The sequence below is a fragment of the Pelagibacterium lentulum genome, assembly GCF_003992625.1.
GTDB classification, from domain to species: domain Bacteria; phylum Pseudomonadota; class Alphaproteobacteria; order Rhizobiales; family Devosiaceae; genus Pelagibacterium; species Pelagibacterium lentulum.
On the sequence record NZ_RZMW01000041.1, the window covers coordinates 338,691 to 356,916 of the forward strand.

Annotated in this window: 21 protein-coding genes; 11 read left to right on the forward strand and 10 right to left on the reverse strand. The window is 58.0% G+C overall.

What is annotated here, in order from left to right; genetic code table 11:
* Positions 1-443: 443 nt before the first annotated feature.
* Both EO133_RS15215 and EO133_RS15220 read left to right on the forward strand, forming a co-directional pair.
* On the forward strand, positions 444-1,328 hold the full coding sequence (locus EO133_RS15215) for a hypothetical protein (protein ID WP_127073488.1): 885 nt from the start codon (positions 444-446) through the stop codon (positions 1,326-1,328).
* Positions 1,329-1,482: 154 nt separating this feature from the next.
* Positions 1,483-2,037: a CAP domain-containing protein gene (locus EO133_RS15220; protein ID WP_127073489.1), complete on the forward strand. Its 555-nt coding sequence runs from the start codon at positions 1,483-1,485 to the stop codon at positions 2,035-2,037.
* Positions 2,038-2,048: 11 nt separating this feature from the next.
* Here EO133_RS15220 and EO133_RS15225 read toward each other — a convergent pair whose 3' ends face one another.
* The 3 genes from EO133_RS15225 to EO133_RS15235 all read right to left on the reverse strand — a co-directional run bounded on the left by EO133_RS15225 (position 2,049) and on the right by EO133_RS15235 (position 5,164).
* Positions 2,049-3,764, reverse strand: coding sequence for a TadG family pilus assembly protein (locus EO133_RS15225; RefSeq protein ID WP_127073490.1), 1,716 nt, complete (start codon positions 3,762-3,764; stop codon positions 2,049-2,051).
* 2 nt (positions 3,765-3,766) lie between these two features.
* Positions 3,767-4,207: a TadE/TadG family type IV pilus assembly protein gene (locus EO133_RS15230; protein ID WP_127073491.1), complete on the reverse strand. Its 441-nt coding sequence runs from the start codon at positions 4,205-4,207 to the stop codon at positions 3,767-3,769.
* A 96-nt stretch (positions 4,208-4,303) separates the two neighbouring features.
* A complete protein-coding gene (locus EO133_RS15235) occupies positions 4,304-5,164 on the reverse strand; it encodes a glycosyltransferase family 2 protein (protein WP_127073492.1) in 861 nt (286 codons plus the stop codon).
* 147 nt (positions 5,165-5,311) lie between these two features.
* On the opposite strand from EO133_RS15235, the gene EO133_RS15240 reads away from it, so the two are divergent.
* Together EO133_RS15240 and EO133_RS15245 are read left to right on the forward strand one after the other, a co-directional pair.
* Positions 5,312-5,734, forward strand: a complete 423-nt coding sequence (locus tag EO133_RS15240; protein ID WP_127073493.1) for an Hsp20 family protein — start codon at positions 5,312-5,314, stop codon at positions 5,732-5,734.
* 13 nt (positions 5,735-5,747) lie between these two features.
* Positions 5,748-6,050: a DUF1150 domain-containing protein gene (locus tag EO133_RS15245; RefSeq protein WP_127073494.1), complete on the forward strand. Its 303-nt coding sequence runs from the start codon at positions 5,748-5,750 to the stop codon at positions 6,048-6,050.
* Positions 6,051-6,080: 30 nt separating this feature from the next.
* Here the strand turns inward: EO133_RS15245 and ptsN are convergent, their stop codons facing one another.
* Both ptsN and hpf read right to left on the reverse strand, forming a co-directional pair.
* Positions 6,081-6,548, reverse strand: a complete 468-nt coding sequence (gene ptsN / locus EO133_RS15250; protein ID WP_127073495.1) for a PTS IIA-like nitrogen regulatory protein PtsN — start codon at positions 6,546-6,548, stop codon at positions 6,081-6,083.
* A 42-nt stretch (positions 6,549-6,590) separates the two neighbouring features.
* Complete coding sequence (gene hpf, locus EO133_RS15255) at positions 6,591-7,157, reverse strand: ribosome hibernation-promoting factor, HPF/YfiA family (protein WP_127073496.1); 567 nt, start codon at positions 7,155-7,157, stop codon at positions 6,591-6,593.
* 269 nt (positions 7,158-7,426) lie between these two features.
* Here hpf and irrA point away from each other — a divergent pair, with 269 nt between their 5' ends.
* On the forward strand, positions 7,427-7,867 hold the full coding sequence (irrA, locus tag EO133_RS15260; RefSeq protein WP_206513528.1) for an iron response transcriptional regulator IrrA: 441 nt from the start codon (positions 7,427-7,429) through the stop codon (positions 7,865-7,867).
* 128 nt (positions 7,868-7,995) lie between these two features.
* On the opposite strand, the gene EO133_RS15265 is transcribed toward irrA, so the two are convergent.
* Positions 7,996-8,559, reverse strand: a complete 564-nt coding sequence (locus EO133_RS15265; protein WP_244640581.1) for an SH3 domain-containing protein — start codon at positions 8,557-8,559, stop codon at positions 7,996-7,998.
* A gap of 237 nt (positions 8,560-8,796) precedes the next feature.
* Here EO133_RS15265 and EO133_RS15270 point away from each other — a divergent pair, with 237 nt between their 5' ends.
* On the forward strand, positions 8,797-9,819 hold the full coding sequence (locus EO133_RS15270) for a 2-hydroxyacid dehydrogenase (RefSeq protein WP_371870894.1): 1,023 nt from the start codon (positions 8,797-8,799) through the stop codon (positions 9,817-9,819).
* A gap of 19 nt (positions 9,820-9,838) precedes the next feature.
* Here the strand turns inward: EO133_RS15270 and EO133_RS15275 are convergent, their stop codons facing one another.
* The 4 genes from EO133_RS15275 to EO133_RS15290 all read right to left on the reverse strand — a co-directional run bounded on the left by EO133_RS15275 (position 9,839) and on the right by EO133_RS15290 (position 15,046).
* Complete coding sequence (locus EO133_RS15275) at positions 9,839-10,261, reverse strand: bleomycin resistance protein (RefSeq protein WP_127073497.1); 423 nt, start codon at positions 10,259-10,261, stop codon at positions 9,839-9,841.
* Positions 10,262-10,509: 248 nt separating this feature from the next.
* Positions 10,510-12,642, reverse strand: a complete 2,133-nt coding sequence (pnp, locus tag EO133_RS15280) for a polyribonucleotide nucleotidyltransferase (RefSeq protein WP_127073498.1) — start codon at positions 12,640-12,642, stop codon at positions 10,510-10,512.
* A gap of 326 nt (positions 12,643-12,968) precedes the next feature.
* Positions 12,969-13,238 (reverse strand): 30S ribosomal protein S15, encoded by a 270-nt coding sequence (gene rpsO / locus EO133_RS15285; RefSeq protein WP_127073499.1) that lies wholly within the window; start codon positions 13,236-13,238, stop codon positions 12,969-12,971.
* 176 nt (positions 13,239-13,414) lie between these two features.
* Positions 13,415-15,046 (reverse strand): sensor histidine kinase, encoded by a 1,632-nt coding sequence (locus EO133_RS15290; RefSeq protein WP_164735037.1) that lies wholly within the window; start codon positions 15,044-15,046, stop codon positions 13,415-13,417.
* Between the two features lie 332 nt (positions 15,047-15,378).
* Here EO133_RS15290 and EO133_RS15295 point away from each other — a divergent pair, with 332 nt between their 5' ends.
* The 5 genes from EO133_RS15295 to EO133_RS15315 all read left to right on the forward strand — a co-directional run bounded on the left by EO133_RS15295 (position 15,379) and on the right by EO133_RS15315 (position 18,224).
* Positions 15,379-15,873, forward strand: coding sequence for a universal stress protein (locus tag EO133_RS15295; RefSeq protein WP_127073501.1), 495 nt, complete (start codon positions 15,379-15,381; stop codon positions 15,871-15,873).
* Between the two features lie 129 nt (positions 15,874-16,002).
* A complete protein-coding gene (locus tag EO133_RS15300) occupies positions 16,003-16,569 on the forward strand; it encodes a NifU family protein (RefSeq protein WP_127073502.1) in 567 nt (188 codons plus the stop codon).
* A gap of 98 nt (positions 16,570-16,667) precedes the next feature.
* On the forward strand, positions 16,668-17,264 hold the full coding sequence (tsaB, locus tag EO133_RS15305; protein WP_127073503.1) for a tRNA (adenosine(37)-N6)-threonylcarbamoyltransferase complex dimerization subunit type 1 TsaB: 597 nt from the start codon (positions 16,668-16,670) through the stop codon (positions 17,262-17,264).
* On the forward strand, positions 17,261-17,740 hold the full coding sequence (rimI, locus tag EO133_RS15310) for a ribosomal protein S18-alanine N-acetyltransferase (protein WP_127073504.1): 480 nt from the start codon (positions 17,261-17,263) through the stop codon (positions 17,738-17,740). The genes tsaB and rimI overlap by 4 nt, the downstream gene beginning before the upstream one ends.
* 40 nt (positions 17,741-17,780) lie before the next feature.
* Positions 17,781-18,224, forward strand: coding sequence for a Fur family transcriptional regulator (locus EO133_RS15315; protein ID WP_127073505.1), 444 nt, complete (start codon positions 17,781-17,783; stop codon positions 18,222-18,224).
* Positions 18,225-18,226: the final 2 nt, after the last annotated feature.

Below are 18,226 nucleotides of genomic sequence, written 5' to 3' on the forward strand. Positions count from 1 at the left end.
GGCGTCGGTCGGCATGATGTTGCCGCAATTGGAACTTTCCGGCGCCCAGAGTCTTTTCCTCTCACAGTCAAACAATGTCGGTGCGCCTTGCCGACTGTGATGGGAAAGGATCATCTATCCATGTTTAAAGGCCTTTTGCTCTGGATGGTCGGCATTCCGTTGCCGCTTGTCATCCTGCTTATGATTTTTGTGCTTTAGGCACAGTCTTACTTTTCGAGAACAGTTTTGAAACCTCACTTCGCAGCCAGTTCTGCGCGGGGAAAATCCTTGTGCTTTTCCCACTGTGTTTCACGCTGTCGACTTTTATTGAACCCAAGGAGACTGGATCATGAATGCCATTATTTATCTTGTCGGACTGGTTGTGGTCGTTATGGCCATCTTGTCCTTTATAGGTCTTGCGTGAGCACTGGTTTAACCATCGATAAAAGGAGGGAGGCCGCATCATGGCTGTTGAACCACACGGCGGCGTAGCGCAAAATGAAGCCCCGACTGCCAATGAGGGGTCCTATGTCGATTGGCCCGCAATTCTGGGCGGTGCCGTCGCTGCTGCCGCTATTTCTCTTGTTCTTATGACATTTGGCTCGGCAATCGGGTTCACGCTGACCGACCCTTTGGGCGGCGATGGCGTTCCCTTGTTCTGGTTGGCAATTGCGATCGCGATCTGGGTTGTCTGGGTTCAGGTGTCGGCCTTCATGGTCGGTGGTTATCTGACCGGGCGCATGCGCCGGCGCCATTTCGATTCCAACGAACATGAGGTTGATGTGCGCGATGGCATCCATGGTCTTCTGGTTTGGGCAACCGGGCTTGTCATTTCCGCAATCCTGGCCTTTGGTGGCATCGGCTTTCTGGCCCAGGGCGTCGGGCAGGCGACAGGCGCGGCCATTGGCGCCGCAGTCAATGGCAATGGCGAAGGTACAAATCCGTTCGATTATACGATCGACATGCTGTTCCGCACCACTCAGCCCAACGCTGAAAATGCCGAAGCGGCCAGGATGGAAGCCACCCGCATTCTTGTCGGCGGCATCACCGGAGATGGGGTCAGCAACGATGACCGCGCCTATCTTGCAAGTGTTGTGGCCAATCGGACCGAACTCAACCAGGAACAGGCCGAGGCGCGGGTCGATGACGTCATTGCCCAGGCCGAAACTGTTCAGGCCGATATTCTCGATGCAGCCGAGCAGGCACGTAGGATCGCCATTCTGGTTGCCTTCCTTACTGCAGCATCGCTGGCCGTAAGTGCCGCCGGCGCCTATTTTGCAGCCGGTATGGGCGGCAGTCACCGGGACAAGCATATGATCGTGCCCTTCTTCAACCGGCCGATGCGCTGATAAGCTGCGATCTGCAAGACCGGCAAGGCGGCCTCGAAAGGGGCCGCTTTTTTGCATCGCAGGAACGCAGTTTTTGCGGGGTCGCCGATGACATAAGGTCATCGGGGACAAATTGACAATTTCCCGAGACGCGAAATTGTTTTAAGGGACGATTATGATCGATTTGTCCCGCCGCCGAGTCCTCATCCTTTTTGCCGCCAGTGCAGCCGTTGCAACGCTTTCGGCCTGCGCCACGGCGCCGATGGTGATGACCACTGCCAACGCGCAACCGGTCTCGTCTGTTTACCCTGCCCAGGCCCGCGACGCGCTCAACCAGATGCGGCGTGAAAACAACCTTCCCGAGCTCGTTCATAACCCGGTCTTGCAGCGGGTTGCCGACGAACAGGCTGAAATCATGGCGCGAAACGGGAACATCGCTCATACCGCCGAATCGGGCCAGGCCTTCATCACGCGATTGCGGCGTCAGAATTTCTGGGGCGGAGCGGGCGAGAACCTTGCGGGTGGGCCGCCCAATCTTGCCAGTGCTATCGAGGGATGGATGCGCTCTCCGGCCCATCACCGGGTCATGGTCAACCCCGATTACGTGCAGTTCGGCATCGCTGTGCGGCGCGGCCGCTCCACGCCCAACAACACCTACGGCACCTATTGGGCGCTCATCATGGGCGTCATGTCGCCGGAAATGCGGGCGCAACTGGCAGCATCTGCCTGATTTTCCTTTGCCTATTGCACAAGTACCGGTTGACGGCATTCAAAGCCGTGTAGCCTGATATCGGCCTCGCCCAGCCCGATCCCGAGCATGGAGAGCAATGTGGTGAGCGTTGTGTCGATTACAGGCGCCACCGGGTTCAAAAGCGCCTGAACCGTGCCCAGTAGCCCCGACAATAGTCCACCCAGAAGATTTGTGCCCAAAAGCTCGAGCTTCAGATCGAGATTGCCGATCAGGCTGGCTGTCAGGCTGCTTACAGGGGTGGTCGTCGATACCGTTTTCACTGTTCCGGCGATCACGTCAGCCTGGGTAAAGGTCAGGTTTTGCGGGGCGGTCGCGGCCATGGCGACGTCGGCCCTTGCAGTGACGCGTGCAAGGCTGGCGACATTGACGATAGGGGTGCGCGAAAAGCTCAGAGGTTGGCTCATATTGCTGAACCCGCCTGATGAAATTGCGCCCACCCCCAGCCGGGCAATTCCAGGCCGGGCGGCAATCGTTGCCTGCCATTGGCCGGGATGGGATGGCGGACAGCGCAGGCCGGTCAATTGCGCTTCACCCGAGGCCAGTTCGAGATAGACAGGCAGGCCGATTTTGAGCAGGCCGATACCGGTCCCGCCACTGCCCAGCACTGTTATATCGAGTTTGAGCCGGACCTGTGCCGTACGTACATAGGCGCCGCGGGGCCCAAGCGTGTACCAGCCACCCTGCGGCGGCTGACCGACGGCAAGCTGTGCCGTGACCCCGGCAATCGAGGGCAGGCTAACGCCCAGATCCAGCCCCACCTGCCGGTCGCCATCGGCCACCATTGCCGCAGCTGTCAAAAGTTCGAGCGCATTGACGCTGGCATCAAGGCCCGCAACAGCGGTTCCAACGCCGACATTGGCAAGTCCCTCGGCAACGATAAGCCTTGCCATCCCGACAAAAATCGAATCGTCGACGAGACCGGCCAGATTAAGCAGAACATCGGCAGCGGCGCCCGACTGTCCTTGTGCCGCGACCGAGAGCGCAGCCGCGATATCGGCCAGCGCAATGTTAGAATCAAGCAACTGCCCATAGGTGCCCGCCTGCAACCCTACTTCGCCCGCCAGCGCGTCGAGAAAGCCCAAAAGGGCAATGTCGAGATTGGCGAGGTTCTCGTAATCGACAAGCTGCAGCGAAAGTGTTGTGCCCAAAAGCCCGCCGAGGATGGCATTAGCGATTCCAGCGTTGAGATTGACCAGTCGCGAACCGATGGAAAAGGCCGCGCGTGGCTCCATGGCCGCCACGGCGCTTGCCGATATATCGGGCAGGGAGGCCAGAAATGTCTGGGCGAAATACAGATTGCCCTTTGTGCGCATATCTACCCGTACCGCGTTTGCATGGCCCGTTGCCGGCTCGAAACGGGTGGCAACGGGCCGGTCGGGATCGGGCCAATAGATGCCGGTTATGACGTCGAGCGGCCCGCCCACCGCGCCGGATAGCGTTTCGAGCGCCACCGAGCCATTGATGTGCCCGGAATCGGTGAGCGAAAGCGCTGCGCGCTCAAACGCTGTATCGGGATTGCCCATGGCATGGAGCGCGGCCATATCGACCCCGGCCTGCAATACGCGTTTCTGATGATAGAGCGCCGCCGCATCGACCGCCAGCGCCGCCAGCACGATCAGCAAGGGAAAAGCCACCGCCATCATGATCGCCATGCTGGCGCGCGTATCGCGAGCAAATCTGGAAAGGCATGACGGCAGCGGTTTCATGGCTAAAACGGCCCGCCATTGCGAATGATGGAGCGGTAGGCAATTGTCTGGCTGGGCAAGGGCAGCGGGGGATAAAGGTTCCAGATCGGCAGGGTCGAGGCATCGTAGCGCACGGTCACAAGGAACTGGTTTTCATCGTGTGGGCTCGGCTCCGGCACGATCTCAAGCCGATCGGGATCGAGCAGAATGTAGCCCTGCGCATTGGCCTGTGCATAGGCATGAACAAGGTTCGCCCGTTCGGTATCGTTGAGGCCGGCCACGGCCACACGGGCAGCATCGGCAGCCAATTGTTGGACCGAGTGCGCCGCGCCGAAATAAATTCCATAGGCCAGAGCACCGAGAACAACAAGCAGGTAGATTGGCATCAGCAGGGCGAATTCGACTGCGGACGCGCCGCGCTGATTGGTCCAGAACGGCCGGGACGAAAACGCATTCCGAGCCATGATCATGTCCTCCGGTCTGTCGGTGACCGGGCGATATTAGGCGCGCGATTGTTCCCCGGCGCTGAATCACCGGCTCAGCACAAACCCCGACAGGGCTCAGAGGTTTTGCGGATCGGCCGCCAGAACCGTTTCCAGATGGTTCTCAAAAAGCGCAATGGGCTCCCCCGCGCCATGCGGCCGATAGGTTTTTTCCGCCTCAAGCGAGCGTTGGAGAAACGCCTTGATCCCCGCATTACCCTCGAGCGCTGCCAGCGGATAAAAGCCCTCATCGAGCCGGGAAAGCATCAGGTTCTTGGTCGCCACCATCCTTTCGGTCACTCCCGGTCCGTTGGAAACCGAAACCGGCATTTTGACATAGGCATGGAGCGGGGTGCCGAAATGCCGGCAACTCGGGAAGGTCGCGAACAGCTTTAGCAGCAGGTCCAGATCGGTCAGGCAGGGCAGGCTCGAATCGTAACGCGGATCGGCGCGATTGCGGTCATAGACCAGCATCGAATCCATCGAAATATTGGTGAATTTATACGCGGACGGCGCCAGGTCCCGGTCCGGCCCGGCTCCCACATGGCGCAGCACCTGCCCATCCGGCATGGTCACAGCGAGCGCGCAGGAGGCCAGTCCGTGCTCGGCAGCGCCCTTTGCCATGATGGCTAGCTTATGCGGCAGGAAGAAATCATCGGCGTCAAGGATCGCGCAAATGGGGTTTTGCGCCGCATCGAGCCCGATATTGCGCGCGTTCGAGGATCCCGAGCGGACCTTGCCGGTATTGAGCATGCGGACACGCGGATCGTCGATCCCGGCGCGGGCCAGAACCGGTTCATAATCGCACCCGTCATCGACAACGATAAGGATTTCCAGATCGTCGATTGCTTGCGTGATCGCGCTCTCGATGCTTTTTGCGATTGTTTCCTGCGCATTATAGGCGGGGATGATTACTGAAACTGCAGGCAATTGAGGCATTTAGGGTCCCTAAGGGTCTGGTTTCAAAAATGTGACGGCACTTGAACCGCACCTTCGCTGCCCCATATCATATCCAGAACCCGGAGGTGCCTATGAGATGGGCCTTTGGGGGATCGTGTTGCTTGGTTGACAAGGACGAATGCCACTATGTCACGCATATCGCTTTTTTCCGCGCCGTTTCTCTTGGGCTTTGATGCTTTTGAAGAGCGCTTTGACCGTCTGGCCAAGGCCAGTGATGGCTACCCTCCTTTCAATATCGAACGCATCGCCAACAACGACGGATCAGAGCTTTTTCTGATCTCGGTTGCCGTCGCCGGTTTCGCTCGTAACGAGTTGGAAGTGATTGCAGAGGATAATCAGATCATCGTGCGGGGTCGGCAGACCGAGGATGGTGCGCGCCAATACCTGCATCGCGGCATCGCCGCGCGTCAGTTCCAGCGCACCTTTCTGATGGCCGACGGCATGCGCGTCGAGGGTGCCGAACTTTCGGACGGCCTCCTTGTCATCAGGGTCGAGCGCCCGATTGCTGAACCTGTATCCCGACGCATCGAGATCAGGACGGCAGAGTAAGGAGTATTGAGTGATGAACAAGTCCAATGAAAAGCGCCTTTTCACCGAAGCGCCCCTGGGCAATACGGCTCAGATGCTCAAGGTGATGACCGCTGCCCAGTTCGCGGCGCTTGGCGCCGGGGATATCGTGTTCTGGCGCCAGATGAACGCAGGCGATCTTGCCCAATTCGTGCCCCAGGCCGGAATGGCGCCAGCCGATCAGCCGCTTGAATTGCTGATGTCGGCAGACGGCGCGCCGGTTCTGATCGCCGATTCACGCGATGCGATTCTGGACTGGATCGAAGGTCACGAAGTGCGCCTGGCCACCCTACATTAAGGCCGACACGTCCGCACGATCAAGCGACGTTCAGGCTGCGTTAATGGCTTCGAGCGGTGTTGTCAGAATGTCGCGCAGCTTGGCTTCATCCTTGGTCGAACGCAGTCGATCGACAATGCCTTCGGAGCGCAACAGCCGCGCAACCTTGCTCAGCGCCTTGAGATGATCTGCTCCCGACCCCTCGGGCGCCAGCAGCATAACCACCAGATCGACAGGCTGGTCATCGACAGCATCGAACTCGATCGGCTGAGCCAGTTTGGCAAAGACGGCGGTTACGCCGGAAAGGCCCTTGATCTTGCCATGTGGGATTGCAATCCCATTGCCCAGACCAGTGGAGCCAAGCTGCTCGCGGCTTAAAAGCGTGTCAAAGATCGTCTGGGCATCGACCCCTACAAGGGTCGATGCCTTTTCGGCCAATTGTTGGAGGAGCTGGCGTTTGCTCGCGACCTTAGCGCAGGGAATCACCGATTCCTGCGACAGAATGTCAGCAAGTTCCATGAAAGAAAGCCTTTGTGGTGCCGTTGTTGGAATTATGGCCCGTCAATTTTTTGCAAGGGCTGGATCTATCCAGCCAATGTTGCCATCGGCCCGGCGGTAAACCACATTCATGCCGCCATGTCCAGCGTGACGGAACACAATCACGTCAGATTGCGCCAAATCAAGCTCCATCACGGCCTCGCCGACACTCATGGTGCGCAGGCTCTGGGTTGATTCAGCAATGACCGGCGGAGCCAAATCGTCTTGGACTTCCTCGTCGTCGAATGGCGCCAGGATGTAGTCGGCGTAGCCGCTTTCGGTGCCATTGGAATTACGCCGGTGGTTCTTGAGTTTGCGCTTGTAGCGCCGCAATCGTTTTTCGATATGCTCAGCCATTGTTTCATAGGCTTTGGTGGCATCGTTTTCCGCTGCCGTCGCCTTGAGAACAACTCCGGTATCGAGGTGGACCATGCAGTCCGCACGAAACCCGATACCTTCTGGCTCGAGGGTGAGGTGCCCATCATATCCGCCATCGAAATATTTCCCGACAACGGCGTCGAAATGGTCCTGCGCCTTGGTGCGCAGCGATTCACCGACGTCCATGTTCTTACCAGATACACGCAAGCTCATGATTGCCTCTCGGTCTAGTTATGGGCGTCCCAATCATACAAGCCGTCATGACCGGAACAGTTCCGAGTCTAGACCCGGAGCGCCTCTCAAGGCAATCATATTGGCGCGATCGGATGCGATTTATCGTTTCTTGGTGGAAAACGCCGTCTGGTTGATCGGAGTCAATCTTGAGGACGCGGCAAGGGTCATACTGGGTCACAAAACTTGTCTCAATACGAGCAAGTCACTATAGTCCGGGCAAAGATAAACAAGGAAGGCCTCACATACCGATGACACGATTGTCTCGCGATACGGCACCTGCCTCCCGCGGCCCCTGCCTTATGGCGGTGCTGCGCATGGCTGGCTTGCGCCCGACACGTCAACGGCTGGCGCTTGCCGAATTGCTGTTTGGCGGCGAGCATCGCCACGTCAATGCCGAGCAGCTTCATTCCGAAGCGGCCCAGGCAGGCGTTCAGGTTTCGCTCGCAACGATCTACAATTCCCTGCACCAGTTCCGGCAGGCCGGTCTGTTGCGGGAAATCTCGGTTGACGCCTCCCGATCCTATTTCGATACCGATACCACCGATCACCATCACTTCTATATCGAGGATGACCAGACGATTCAGGACATCCCTTCGGATTCGATAAAGATTTCCGGGCTGCCTAACGCGCCCGAAGGCATGGTGGTCAGCCATGTGGATGTGATCGTTCGGGTCAAAAAAGCGAAATAAATCAACCGCCTAATACCAAACACACCCTCCACCGCCATCCACTGTTGGCAGACGTTTTCTGGCCGGGCGGCCAGAGGCGCAAGCTTCGGTGTTTGCCGCATGTTCAGTTGCTGGGCACCAAAGAAGTGTCAGTCGAACACTTCGTTGACATAAACGCCCCAAAGCGCATCCTGTTCGATAAAGCCCGAATATTGAGTTGCGCGGCCGCTTTCGCCCGTATGGTTGAAGCGGACTTCGCACATGGTTCCCGTACAGCGGCGCACTTCAACCATAAGCCCTGGCATCAGCCAGGCGCGGACTGGTGCATTGGCATCAGGGCGCGAGCGCAGCGCGACCTGACCCTGCTCCGCCCAAGGCGTTACAAAGGCGGTGCGGGTGCCAACCAAAAGGTTCTGATGCAGCCAGCCTTCCGCTCCGTCCACATCACGGATGCGGCGCCAAGTATCGAATTCCTGGGTGATTTCCACAGGGATGCCCGGCCGCACATAGACCCATGCGATCTCGTAACGCGTGCCCGGCCCGACCCTGACATTGACCGGAGACGAGCGCACCGACACAAAGCGCGGCAGCGGCAACCCACTCGAAGCGCCTACAGATTGCGGCTGCGCGAAGACCGGGCCAATGGCCAGGAAAGAGCCTGCAAGGGCGAGAATGCACAAAAGAATGGCGCGCAATCTGGAAAATGCAGTCAATTGTATCTGTCTCGCGTTTTTCGGGTCTGGGTTCTGGTAGAATCGAAACCAGGGCGCCTGCTTTTATTTGTCGTGCCCCAAAAACGCAAATCCGTTTCCAGCTCCGCGAGACACGCCACAGTTCAGCGCTCAGGGCTTTCCAGACCCCTGGTTTTTTCCTATCACTAGCGCAACGATCTTAACGGGCGCTGAAAGGGCTATTGATGATCCGGGCTGAGGCAGCAAAATGGTGATGGCGTGACCACCGATCGCGCGAGGATTTGTGTATCGCGCCGCTTGCCCCGCTCCATTGAAGAGCGCATGGCGGCCCTTTTCGACGCCAGTTTCAATGCCGATGACATGCCTTTCGATTCGGCCGAACTAATCGGCAGGCTCCACGGCGCCGACGTACTCGTCTCCTCGATTACGGATCGCATCGATGCCCAGACCATCTCCGCCTTTCCGCCATCGGTCAAACTGATTGCGCAGTTCGGCAACGGCTTTGACAATATCAACATCGAAGCAGCTCATGCCGCTGGCATTACCGTTACCAACACGCCCTCGGTGCTGACCGAGGATACCGCGGACATGGCCATGGCGTTGATCCTGTCGATCCCGCGCCGTTTGAACGAAGGCGCGCAGGTGCTCTTGAAGGACGGAACCTGGGACGGCTGGTCGCCCACATGGATGCTCGGGCGACGGCTGGGGGGAAAGGCGCTCGGGATCGTGGGGTTGGGCCGCATTGGCACCGCGGTCGCACGCCGGGCGCGGGCGTTCGGGCTTTCCATTCATTATTGCGGCCGCTCACGCAAACCGGCGCAGGTCGAAGAGACGCTCGGGGCGACTTGGTGGGAAAGCATCGAAGAGATGCTGGCCCATGTGGATATCGTCTCGCTGCACACGCCCCATACCCGCGACACTTTCAATATCCTTTCGGCCGACCGGCTGCGGGCAATGAGAAAGGGCGCAGTTCTGGTCAATATCGCCCGACCAGAGCTTGTTGACGAACAGGCGCTGGCTGAATTGATCGAAGCGGGACATCTTCAGGGCGCGGCGCTCGACGTCTTCGAGCACCAGCGCGGCATCAATCCCAGATTGCTGGCGCTGGCGCGGGCGCACAAAGTGGTCCTTACCCCGCATATGGGCTCGGCAACCCTTGAGGGGCGGATCGAAATGGGGGAAACCGTGATCGTCAATATCCGCACTTTCCTTGACGGCCACCCGCCACCGCATCGCGTGCTGCCCGAACACATCCTGCATCACGAACCGCGTGGGAGTTAAGGCCGATTACGAGAAGCGCCTAGCTTGCCGTGACCGGCCTTGTGCCCAAAACCTGCACAAAGCGCAGCAGATAACCATCGGGATCGGCAACGACGCATTGATACTGCCCGATCTCGACATCATCGCGCCGATACCAGCGCGTCTCGGGCGACAGATAAGGCATGATCGCATTTGCTTTGAGCCGCTCGAGCAGCGGATCGAGCGCATCTAAGCCAATCTGAAAGTTGACCCCGCGCCCCAATTGACCGTCCGTATCACCGAAATCGCGGCCCAACCCGATCTGGTCGAGCATGATCTGGCTGGCCCCGAGCGCAAAAAAGCCGAACCCTTCTTCGGACCGCTCATATATGAGCGTGAACCCGAGAATAGTCAGGTAGAAATTTCGGCTCACGCGGTAACTTTTGACCGCAAGCTCGGGCACCAAAGCGTTGATTGTCTGCATGACCTTTGAGCTCCACTATATGGAACTCCTCCCGTTTCATTAGAGCCGTTCAGGTTTTAAGGGAATCAAAACCCGGCTCTAAGTCTTTGTTTTGGCGCGTGTCCGAACGCAAAGCCATTTCCACCCTCCAGGCAGGTCCAAGGACATGCTTTTGCTGGACACGCTCCAAGTTCCCAAAAACGCAAAAAAGCCCGGAAAATTCCGGGCTTTTCGCGCATAAATTGTGCCTAACTTTGCGTTAAGCAGACTTATTCTGCGTCGTCTTTCTCGACTTCCTTGCCGGTCTCCTGATCGACGACCTTCATCGACAGACGCACCTTGCCGCGCTCGTCAAAGCCCAAAAGCTTGACCCAGACCTTGTCGCCTTCCTTGACCACATCGGTGGTCTTGGCGACGCGTTCAGACGCGAGTTGTGAAATGTGAACCAGGCCGTCCTTGGCGCCGAAGAAGTTGACGAAAGCCCCGAAATCGGCGGTCTTTACAACTGTGCCCTGATAGATTTCACCGACTTCCGGCTCATCGGTAATCGACTTGATCCACTTGATCGCGGCATCGATTGCCTTGCCGTCCGAAGAGGATACCTTGACGGTGCCATCATCCTCGATATTGACCTTGGCGCCGGTCTTTTCCACGATTTCGCGGATGACCTTGCCGCCGGTGCCGATCACTTCGCGAATCTTGTCGGTCGGAATCTTAAGTGTTTCAATTCGCGGTGCAAATTCGCCCACTTCGGACCGGGCCGTGTCGATTGCCTTGGCCATTTCGCCAAGGATATGGGCGCGGCCTTCATTGGCCTGAGCCAGCGCGACCTTCATGATTTCCTCGGTAATACCGGCAATCTTGATGTCCATCTGAAGGCTGGTGATGCCTTGGGAGGTGCCGGCAACCTTGAAATCCATGTCGCCAAGATGATCTTCATCGCCCAGAATATCGGAGAGAACGGCGTATTTATCGCCCTCAAGGATAAGCCCCATGGCAATACCCGAAACCGCGCGCTTCATGGGCACACCGGCATCCATAAGGGCCAGCGAGGTGCCACAAACCGTTGCCATCGAGGACGAACCGTTCGATTCGGTAATTTCGGAAACCACGCGCAACGTATAGGGGAATTCTTCGGCACTGGGGCGAACAGGGTTGATGGCACGCCATGCCAGCTTGCCATGGCCGATTTCCCGGCGGCCGGGCGAGCCTACACGACCAGCTTCACCGACCGAATAGGGCGGGAAGTTGTAGTGCAGCATGAAGTTCTGCTTGGAGGTGCCTTCGAGCGAGTCGATGAACTGTTCGTCATCGCCGGTACCCAGAGTTGCAACGACCAGCGACTGGGTTTCCCCGCGCGTGAACAACGCCGAACCGTGAGTGCGGGGCAAAACACCGACCTCGGAAACAATGGGGCGCACCGTTGAAAGGTCGCGGCCATCGATACGGGTCTTGGTGTCAAGAATGTTCCAGCGCACGATCTTGGCTTGAAGCGACTTGAACACGGCACCGATCTGCTCAGGGCTGTATTTCGCTTCGCCGTCCTCAGGAAGGAAATGTGCCTTTACCTTGGCCTTTACCGCATCTACGGCGGCATAGCGGGCCTGCTTGTCGGTATTCTTGTAAGCGGAGCGCAATTCATCCTCAACCAGCTTGAGCATTTCAGCTTCAAGCTCGGAATGGTCTTCCGGAGTGAACTCACGCGGCTCCTTGGCAGCGAGTTCAGCCAGTTTGATGATCGCGTCGATCACTTTCTGGCTCTGCTGATGGCCGAACATGACCGCACCAAGCATGACGTCCTCGGAAAGTTCCTTGGCTTCCGATTCAACCATCAAAACAGCGTCGGAGGTGCCGGCCATTACGAGGTCGAGCTTGGAGTCGTCGCGCTTGTCGATCGGGGTGTTGAGCACATATTCGCCGTCGATATAGCCGACACGCGCAGCACCGACCGGCCCCATGAACGGAATACCCGAAATGGTGAGTGCGGCCGAAGTTGCAACAAGTGCCAGAACGTCCGGCTCGTTTTCCATATCGTGCTGGAGCACAGTCACGATAACCTGGGTTTCGTTCTTGTAGCCAGCAGGGAACAGCGGGCGGATCGGACGGTCGATCAGGCGGCAGATCAGGGTTTCCGCTTCCGACGGGCGGCCTTCGCGCTTGAAAAAGCCGCCAGGAATCTTGCCGGCCGCAAAGTATTTTTCCTGGTAATTGACTGTCAGGGGGAAGAAATCGACGCCTGCCTTGGGTTCCTTTGCCGAAACAACAGTGGCCAGAACCACGGTTTCGCCCAGAGTCGCGACAACAGCGCCATCGGCCTGACGGGCAACTTTGCCGGTTTCAAGGGTAAGGGGTTGTCCACCCCAGTCGAGTTCGACCTTGTGGTGTTCGAATTTGATTGTCATCTTCTATCACATTCCATCTTTTGCGCCCTCGATCTGGCCCAAAGGCCGAAAAACGGGGCGCGGCGCGATCCATAGGGCCGGTGCGGTCGGAACATGGACAAGACGGCGAGAGACTCGTCAAAATAGGCCAGACGACCCAGTTAAAAAGTCTCCGGCGATCCTGCCATGCCCCAGGGCTGGCCCTTTTCGATCGCTGGTTTGCCGGTTCGGGCCCATCCCGGAACCCGGCTTTGCTTCTCATCTTTTCCGCTTTCGGCTTGAAAGACGGTGTGAAAAGCAAAAGATGCGGCACCTTTATAAAAGCGCCGCATCTTTTTGTATTTCGCTTAGCGGCGGATGCCGAGCCGTTCGATAAGGCCCTGGTACCGCGCATGATCGCCACGCTTCACATAATCAAGCAGCGAGCGGCGGGTCGAGACGAGCTTCAAAAGGCCGCGCCGCGAATGGTTATCCTTGGCGTGGGTCTTGAAGTGATCTGTCAGGTTGTTGATCCGCTCGGTCAGAATGGCAACCTGAACTTCCGGAGAGCCGGTATCGCCGTCCTTGGTCGCATATTCCTTGATCAGCGCAGCCTTGCGCTCTGGCGTAATCGACATCGGTTTATCCTTTCAAAACAAGGGAGTTCAAAGACGCCGTAGCCGGGATGTCGTCCAGGTACGGCCAATCAGCGCATCTGCCAAAGGCAGGCATGCTTTTCTGAATGGCGTCCCTATAGGGGAAATATGACCAAATGAGAAGCTTTTTGTTTGCGCCGGAGCGCGGTGTCGGGTGCTCAATCATCCTCGTCATCGCCTTCAAGCCCAACCTGCTCGCGGGCTGGATCGAGATATTGCAACGGGATCGAAAAACGCCATTCAAGTCCATCTTCGTGAATGACGCGCTCAACATCGGCATAAAGGGCGCCCGCAACCATGGTCTTGAGCACAACGGTGCCAAATCCCTTGCGCTCCTGGGGTACTGCAAATCCCGGCACATATTCGCGCCAGGCAAGATCGAGCGCTGTGCAGTCTTCATTATAGGACCAGTCAACCTCAAGCCGCCCTTCGGGTGCGGCGAATGCTCCATATTTCGAGGCATTGGTCGCAAGTTCGTGCGCGGCCATGCCCAATACCTGCGCGGCCTGCACATTGAGTTTTATGTCCGGTCCCGTTTTTTTGACGCGCTCGGGATCTTCGGGGCGAAAGGGATCGATCTGGGTCTTGAAAAGATCGCGCAAGGCGATGCCGGAAGCCCCGTGAGCAAGCAGTAGATCTGTCGAGCGCGCCAGCCCGAAAATGCGGTTCTGGAAATTTTCGATGAATTTTTCCACCGAGTCGACGCCTTGGGCGGTTTGCTTGGCCATGGCGGAAATAACGGTAAGCTGGTTTTTCGAGCGATGCGCAACTTCGCGCATCAGAAAACGGACCTCGGCTTCCGCCTTTTGCCGCTTAAGCGCGGCTTCGGACAGAACCTCGGAGACAACCGTCATTTCCTGCACGGGATATTGCAAAGCTTCAATCGATTCACCGCTGCCGAGCCGCCTTGCCTGCCGCGCCAGCCCGCGCACCGAACGAGCAATCTGGCGGGCAACGATGGCAGCCGCCATTGCGGCAAGACTGACAATAGCCAACCCGCCCGCGATCAGCCAGAGCAGGGATTCCCGCAAAGGTTGGGCCACAACAAAGCTCGGCGCCCAGGCAATCACATACCATCCGGTCAGAATCGAGCGTTGGGTTATGGTCTTGTATTCTTCCCCATTGATCACCTGGGTTCGCCAGCGCTGCGACGTCCCCTGACCGTCGCGCGGGATGAAAAAAGCACCGCCCACTTCGGTATCGTCGTGAGAGGAGGCCGCCAGAACATTGTTATTGCCGTCAACAAGCGCCACATGCCAACCGGCAGGCAATTCGCGGCTAAGCAACGCGTTGGAAAGATTCGACACATTCTGGGTGAGAATGATGACCTGCTCGCCAGATATGTCGTCATCGTGTCGCATCATGACGTTAAAGACATATTCTCCAGCCACTTGTCCCCAGAAAACGGGCGAAACGATCGCATCGGTGGTCTCAAAGGCCCGCTTGGCGGTCTCGGGATCGGACATCAATCCCAAAGGCTCACCATAAGACACGCGGGTGTTGAACAATTGGCGATATTGCCGATCGATCAGGATCAGATGCGCCCCCGTTCCGGAAAGTGCGGCCTGGGCATGGGCATGATAGCGGCGCATGTCGCCTTCACCGAGAGCCTCCGAACGCGCAAGAACCCGTAAAGTCGTGATCATGCCTGAAATTTCGCGCTCGACCGCCTGCGCGACCGAACGGGTGGTGGCGACCGTAAAGGTTTCAACGATCTCTTCCTGGGCCACATTGTTGCGCTGAAGCAGAACGCCCGTGAAAGCCAGAGTCGGCAACAGGATGACCGCCATCAAAAAAGCCAGGTATGCGATAATGGGATAGGAACGGCGGCCAGACGGCAAAACAGGTCGGGCAGAAGAATTATGCGACATCTTGGGTCTAGCCTCAACCTGGAGCGTTCGGTTTGTCACGCGCAAGGCACCGCGCGCATGGAGCGCGTACGCCCATTCTTCCACTTCTTAACGCTTTGGCAAAAAAGCGTAAAGTGCCGGGGGCGCCAATGACCCCAGAAGAATTTACCCCTGGCACCGCCGATGCAAGCTCCCACAGATTGACCACTTGCGCGCGCCAAAGCCGCTGTGGCAGCATGGCCGTTCCATAAAACGCATACGGAACGACACGCTTGGCCGATACCTCCGATCGCTACGCAAACGAATATAAGCGCAAATTTCTCGTTATTGTCGATGACACCGAAGAGTGTGCAAAAGCCGTTACTTTCGCCGCCCTGCGCGTTCGCCGCACCGGCGGTACGGTTGTACTGCTCTCGATCATCGAGCCGGACAATTATCAACACTGGCTGGGCGTAGAAGACATCATGCGCGCCGAAGCGCGCGAGGCAGCCGAAACGCTTCAGGCCCGGCAGGCCGCGCGCATTGCGGCCTTCGGTTCCATCAAAGTCGAACGCGTGATCCGGGAAGGCAAGAAGGTCGACGAGGTCGAGGCCCAGATTACCGAGGACCCCGATATCGCCATTCTCGTCCTGGCTGCAGCCGATTCGTCGGAAGGGCCGGGTCCGCTTGTCTCCTCGATAGCCGCGCGCGGAGCCAATGCCTTTCGCGTACCGGTGACGGTCGTGCCGGGAACTATTTCCGATAGCGACCTGGCGGCACTCTGCTGAACGGGACGGCTTGCTTATTTCATCGATCCCGGCTCTTGCAATAGCGCGAAATTGCGCTATCTTTAATCCAGTTTGGAATGGTTCTAAATTTATGATCCATTCGCATCGAAGATGAAAGCCGGTGAAACCATGTTCATTCAGACAGAAGCAACGCCCAACCCAGCCACGCTGAAATTTCTGCCTGGGCGCGAGGTGCTTTCGGGCGAGCCGCGCGATTTTCGCGATGCCGAAGCTGCTCGTGTTTCGCCTCTGGCAAGCGCACTGTTTTCGGTCGATGGCGTGACCGGCGTATTTCTTGGCGCCGATTTCGTCTCGGTCACAAAGGCCGAGTCGATCGAATGGGCTCATATCAAGCCTTCGGTTCTCGGTGCCGTGATGGAACACTTCATGAGCGGAAAGCCGATCCTCGCCGATAACGCGGATGCGGATGCCGGAGATGCTGAGGACGAGTTTTTCGAGAACGAGGATTCCGAAACGGTAGAAGTCATCAAGGAATTGCTGGCGACCCGCGTACGCCCGGCTGTGGCCATGGACGGTGGCGATATTATTTTCCGTGGCTATAAGGAAGGCACTGTATTTCTGCATATGCAGGGTGCATGTGCAGGCTGCCCGTCATCCACCGCAACCCTTAAGAGCGGGATCGAAAACCTGTTGCGCCATTTCGTACCCGGCGTCGAGCAGGTTCAGCAAATCTGATCTTGCGCACATAAACCGACAATGGCCTCACGCCAGTTGCAGACCCCGCCAAGCCGAAGCGCTTGCGGGGTCTTGCTTTTCAAGCTATCGCAACGAGCATGACACGCCCGATCACCCTTGCCATCGATACCGCGCGCGAGCGCCTTCAGCTTGCGCTGGCAGGGTCGGCAGGTCAGCCGGCAACGCTTGTCCACGATATCGCTCGTGGTCATGCGGAAATCATCATGGGTGCCATCGGAACGCTTTTGGCAGATAACGGCGTTGACTATGAGCGGCTTGAACGTATCGCGGTAACGACGGGCCCCGGCTCGTTTACCGGCTTGCGAATCGGGCTGTCTGTCGCCCGCGCATTGGGGCTGGCCAAAGCCATTCCCGTTTTAGGCGTGCCGAGCCTTTTGGCGTTGTCGCTCGGACAGGACGGTGCGCAAAAGCTGGTTGTCGACGCCAAGCGTGGCCAAGCCTATCTCCAGACTTTTTCTGCGTCGGGTGTCAGCGCCGGACCGGCAAAGCTGCTGTCTTTTGAGGCCGCCCTGTCTCAAGCGGGCAAGACCGTCCCCGACGATCCGCATGTCGATATCGGGCTGGTAGCAGCCTGGGCGCAAACTGCCGATCCGGTCCGGTTTCCGCCAGTGCCCTCCTATATCCGGGATGCCGATGCCAAGCCGCAGACCAGGGGAAAGGTCTTGCGGGCATGAAGGTCTGGATGGCGCCACACGGATTGCATATCGGTTATGGGGAACCCCAGGACGCAGCCCAATTGGCGCGACTTCATGCGCAAGGATTTTATCGCGGCTGGCCGGTCAGCGATTTTGAAGCCTATCTTGCCGCACCCAAGATCACGCCCTGCTACATCGCCATGGACGCAAGGCGGAACATTTCCGGCTTTGCGCTTATCCGCACGACAGACGATGAGGCCGAGTTGCTCACGATCGCCGTGGATAAATGGCGGCGCAAGAAGGGAATAGGCCAAGCCTTGCTGCGGGCCGTGTTCGACGATCTGCGCCACAGCCCGGTGCGCTCGATATTTCTGGAAGTGGCAGACGACAACAATAGCGCCATCGGGCTTTATCGCAGGCACGGCTTTGCCGATATCGGCACCCGGAAAGGCTATTATCCCCGGCCTGACGGCTCGGCGGCAACCGCCCTTGTCATGCGGGCTGATCTCGGTTAACCCCAAATCATCGGGAACTTGAGACGATCGGGACCAGCGCATGGGCAATCCGCAGGCCGGTGAGGCCACACTCGAAGAGCAATGTGTCGCCCGCAATATGCGCATGACCGAACAGCGCCGCGTTATTGCGCGCGTGCTCGAAGCGGCGAGCGACCACCCCGATGTGGAAGAGCTTTATCGTCGCGCTTCGGCAATCGACCCGCGCATCTCGCTTTCCACCGTTTACCGGACCGTCAACCTTTTTGAGGAAGCCGGCCTGATCACCAAGCACGATTTCAAGGATGGGCGCGCACGGTTCGAGCAGAACCCTGACGAACATCATGACCACCTGATCGACGTGCGCTCTGGCAAGGTTATCGAATTCCGCAACGAGGAAATCGAGGCCATCCAGGAGCTTATCGCCAAAAAGCTGGGCTACAAACTTGTCGACCACAGGCTGGAGCTTTACGGTATTCCCCTTAAAACCGACACACCAAAAGACTAGGC

What these genes read in the sequence shown, in the direction of transcription:
- EO133_RS15215 (WP_127073488.1), top strand. Translation starts at nt 444, where the DNA reads ATGGCTGTTGAACCACACGGCGGCGTAGCGCAAAATGAAGCCCCGACT.
- EO133_RS15220 (WP_127073489.1), top strand. Translation starts at nt 1,483, where the DNA reads ATGATCGATTTGTCCCGCCGCCGAGTCCTCATCCTTTTTGCCGCCAGT.
- EO133_RS15225 (WP_127073490.1), bottom strand. Translation starts at nt 3,764, where the DNA reads ATGAAACCGCTGCCGTCATGCCTTTCCAGATTTGCTCGCGATACGCGC.
- EO133_RS15230 (WP_127073491.1), bottom strand. Translation starts at nt 4,207, where the DNA reads ATGGCTCGGAATGCGTTTTCGTCCCGGCCGTTCTGGACCAATCAGCGC.
- EO133_RS15235 (WP_127073492.1), bottom strand. Translation starts at nt 5,164, where the DNA reads ATGCCTCAATTGCCTGCAGTTTCAGTAATCATCCCCGCCTATAATGCG.
- EO133_RS15240 (WP_127073493.1), top strand. Translation starts at nt 5,312, where the DNA reads ATGTCACGCATATCGCTTTTTTCCGCGCCGTTTCTCTTGGGCTTTGAT.
- EO133_RS15245 (WP_127073494.1), top strand. Translation starts at nt 5,748, where the DNA reads ATGAACAAGTCCAATGAAAAGCGCCTTTTCACCGAAGCGCCCCTGGGC.
- ptsN (WP_127073495.1), bottom strand. Translation starts at nt 6,548, where the DNA reads ATGGAACTTGCTGACATTCTGTCGCAGGAATCGGTGATTCCCTGCGCT.
- hpf (WP_127073496.1), bottom strand. Translation starts at nt 7,157, where the DNA reads ATGAGCTTGCGTGTATCTGGTAAGAACATGGACGTCGGTGAATCGCTG.
- irrA (WP_206513528.1), top strand. Translation starts at nt 7,427, where the DNA reads ATGACACGATTGTCTCGCGATACGGCACCTGCCTCCCGCGGCCCCTGC.
- EO133_RS15275 (WP_127073497.1), bottom strand. Translation starts at nt 10,261, where the DNA reads ATGCAGACAATCAACGCTTTGGTGCCCGAGCTTGCGGTCAAAAGTTAC.
- pnp (WP_127073498.1), bottom strand. Translation starts at nt 12,642, where the DNA reads ATGACAATCAAATTCGAACACCACAAGGTCGAACTCGACTGGGGTGGA.
- rpsO (WP_127073499.1), bottom strand. Translation starts at nt 13,238, where the DNA reads ATGTCGATTACGCCAGAGCGCAAGGCTGCGCTGATCAAGGAATATGCG.
- EO133_RS15290 (WP_164735037.1), bottom strand. Translation starts at nt 15,046, where the DNA reads ATGGCGGTCATCCTGTTGCCGACTCTGGCTTTCACGGGCGTTCTGCTT.
- EO133_RS15300 (WP_127073502.1), top strand. Translation starts at nt 16,003, where the DNA reads ATGTTCATTCAGACAGAAGCAACGCCCAACCCAGCCACGCTGAAATTT.
- tsaB (WP_127073503.1), top strand. Translation starts at nt 16,668, where the DNA reads ATGACACGCCCGATCACCCTTGCCATCGATACCGCGCGCGAGCGCCTT.
- rimI (WP_127073504.1), top strand. Translation starts at nt 17,261, where the DNA reads ATGAAGGTCTGGATGGCGCCACACGGATTGCATATCGGTTATGGGGAA.
- EO133_RS15315 (WP_127073505.1), top strand. Translation starts at nt 17,781, where the DNA reads ATGGGCAATCCGCAGGCCGGTGAGGCCACACTCGAAGAGCAATGTGTC.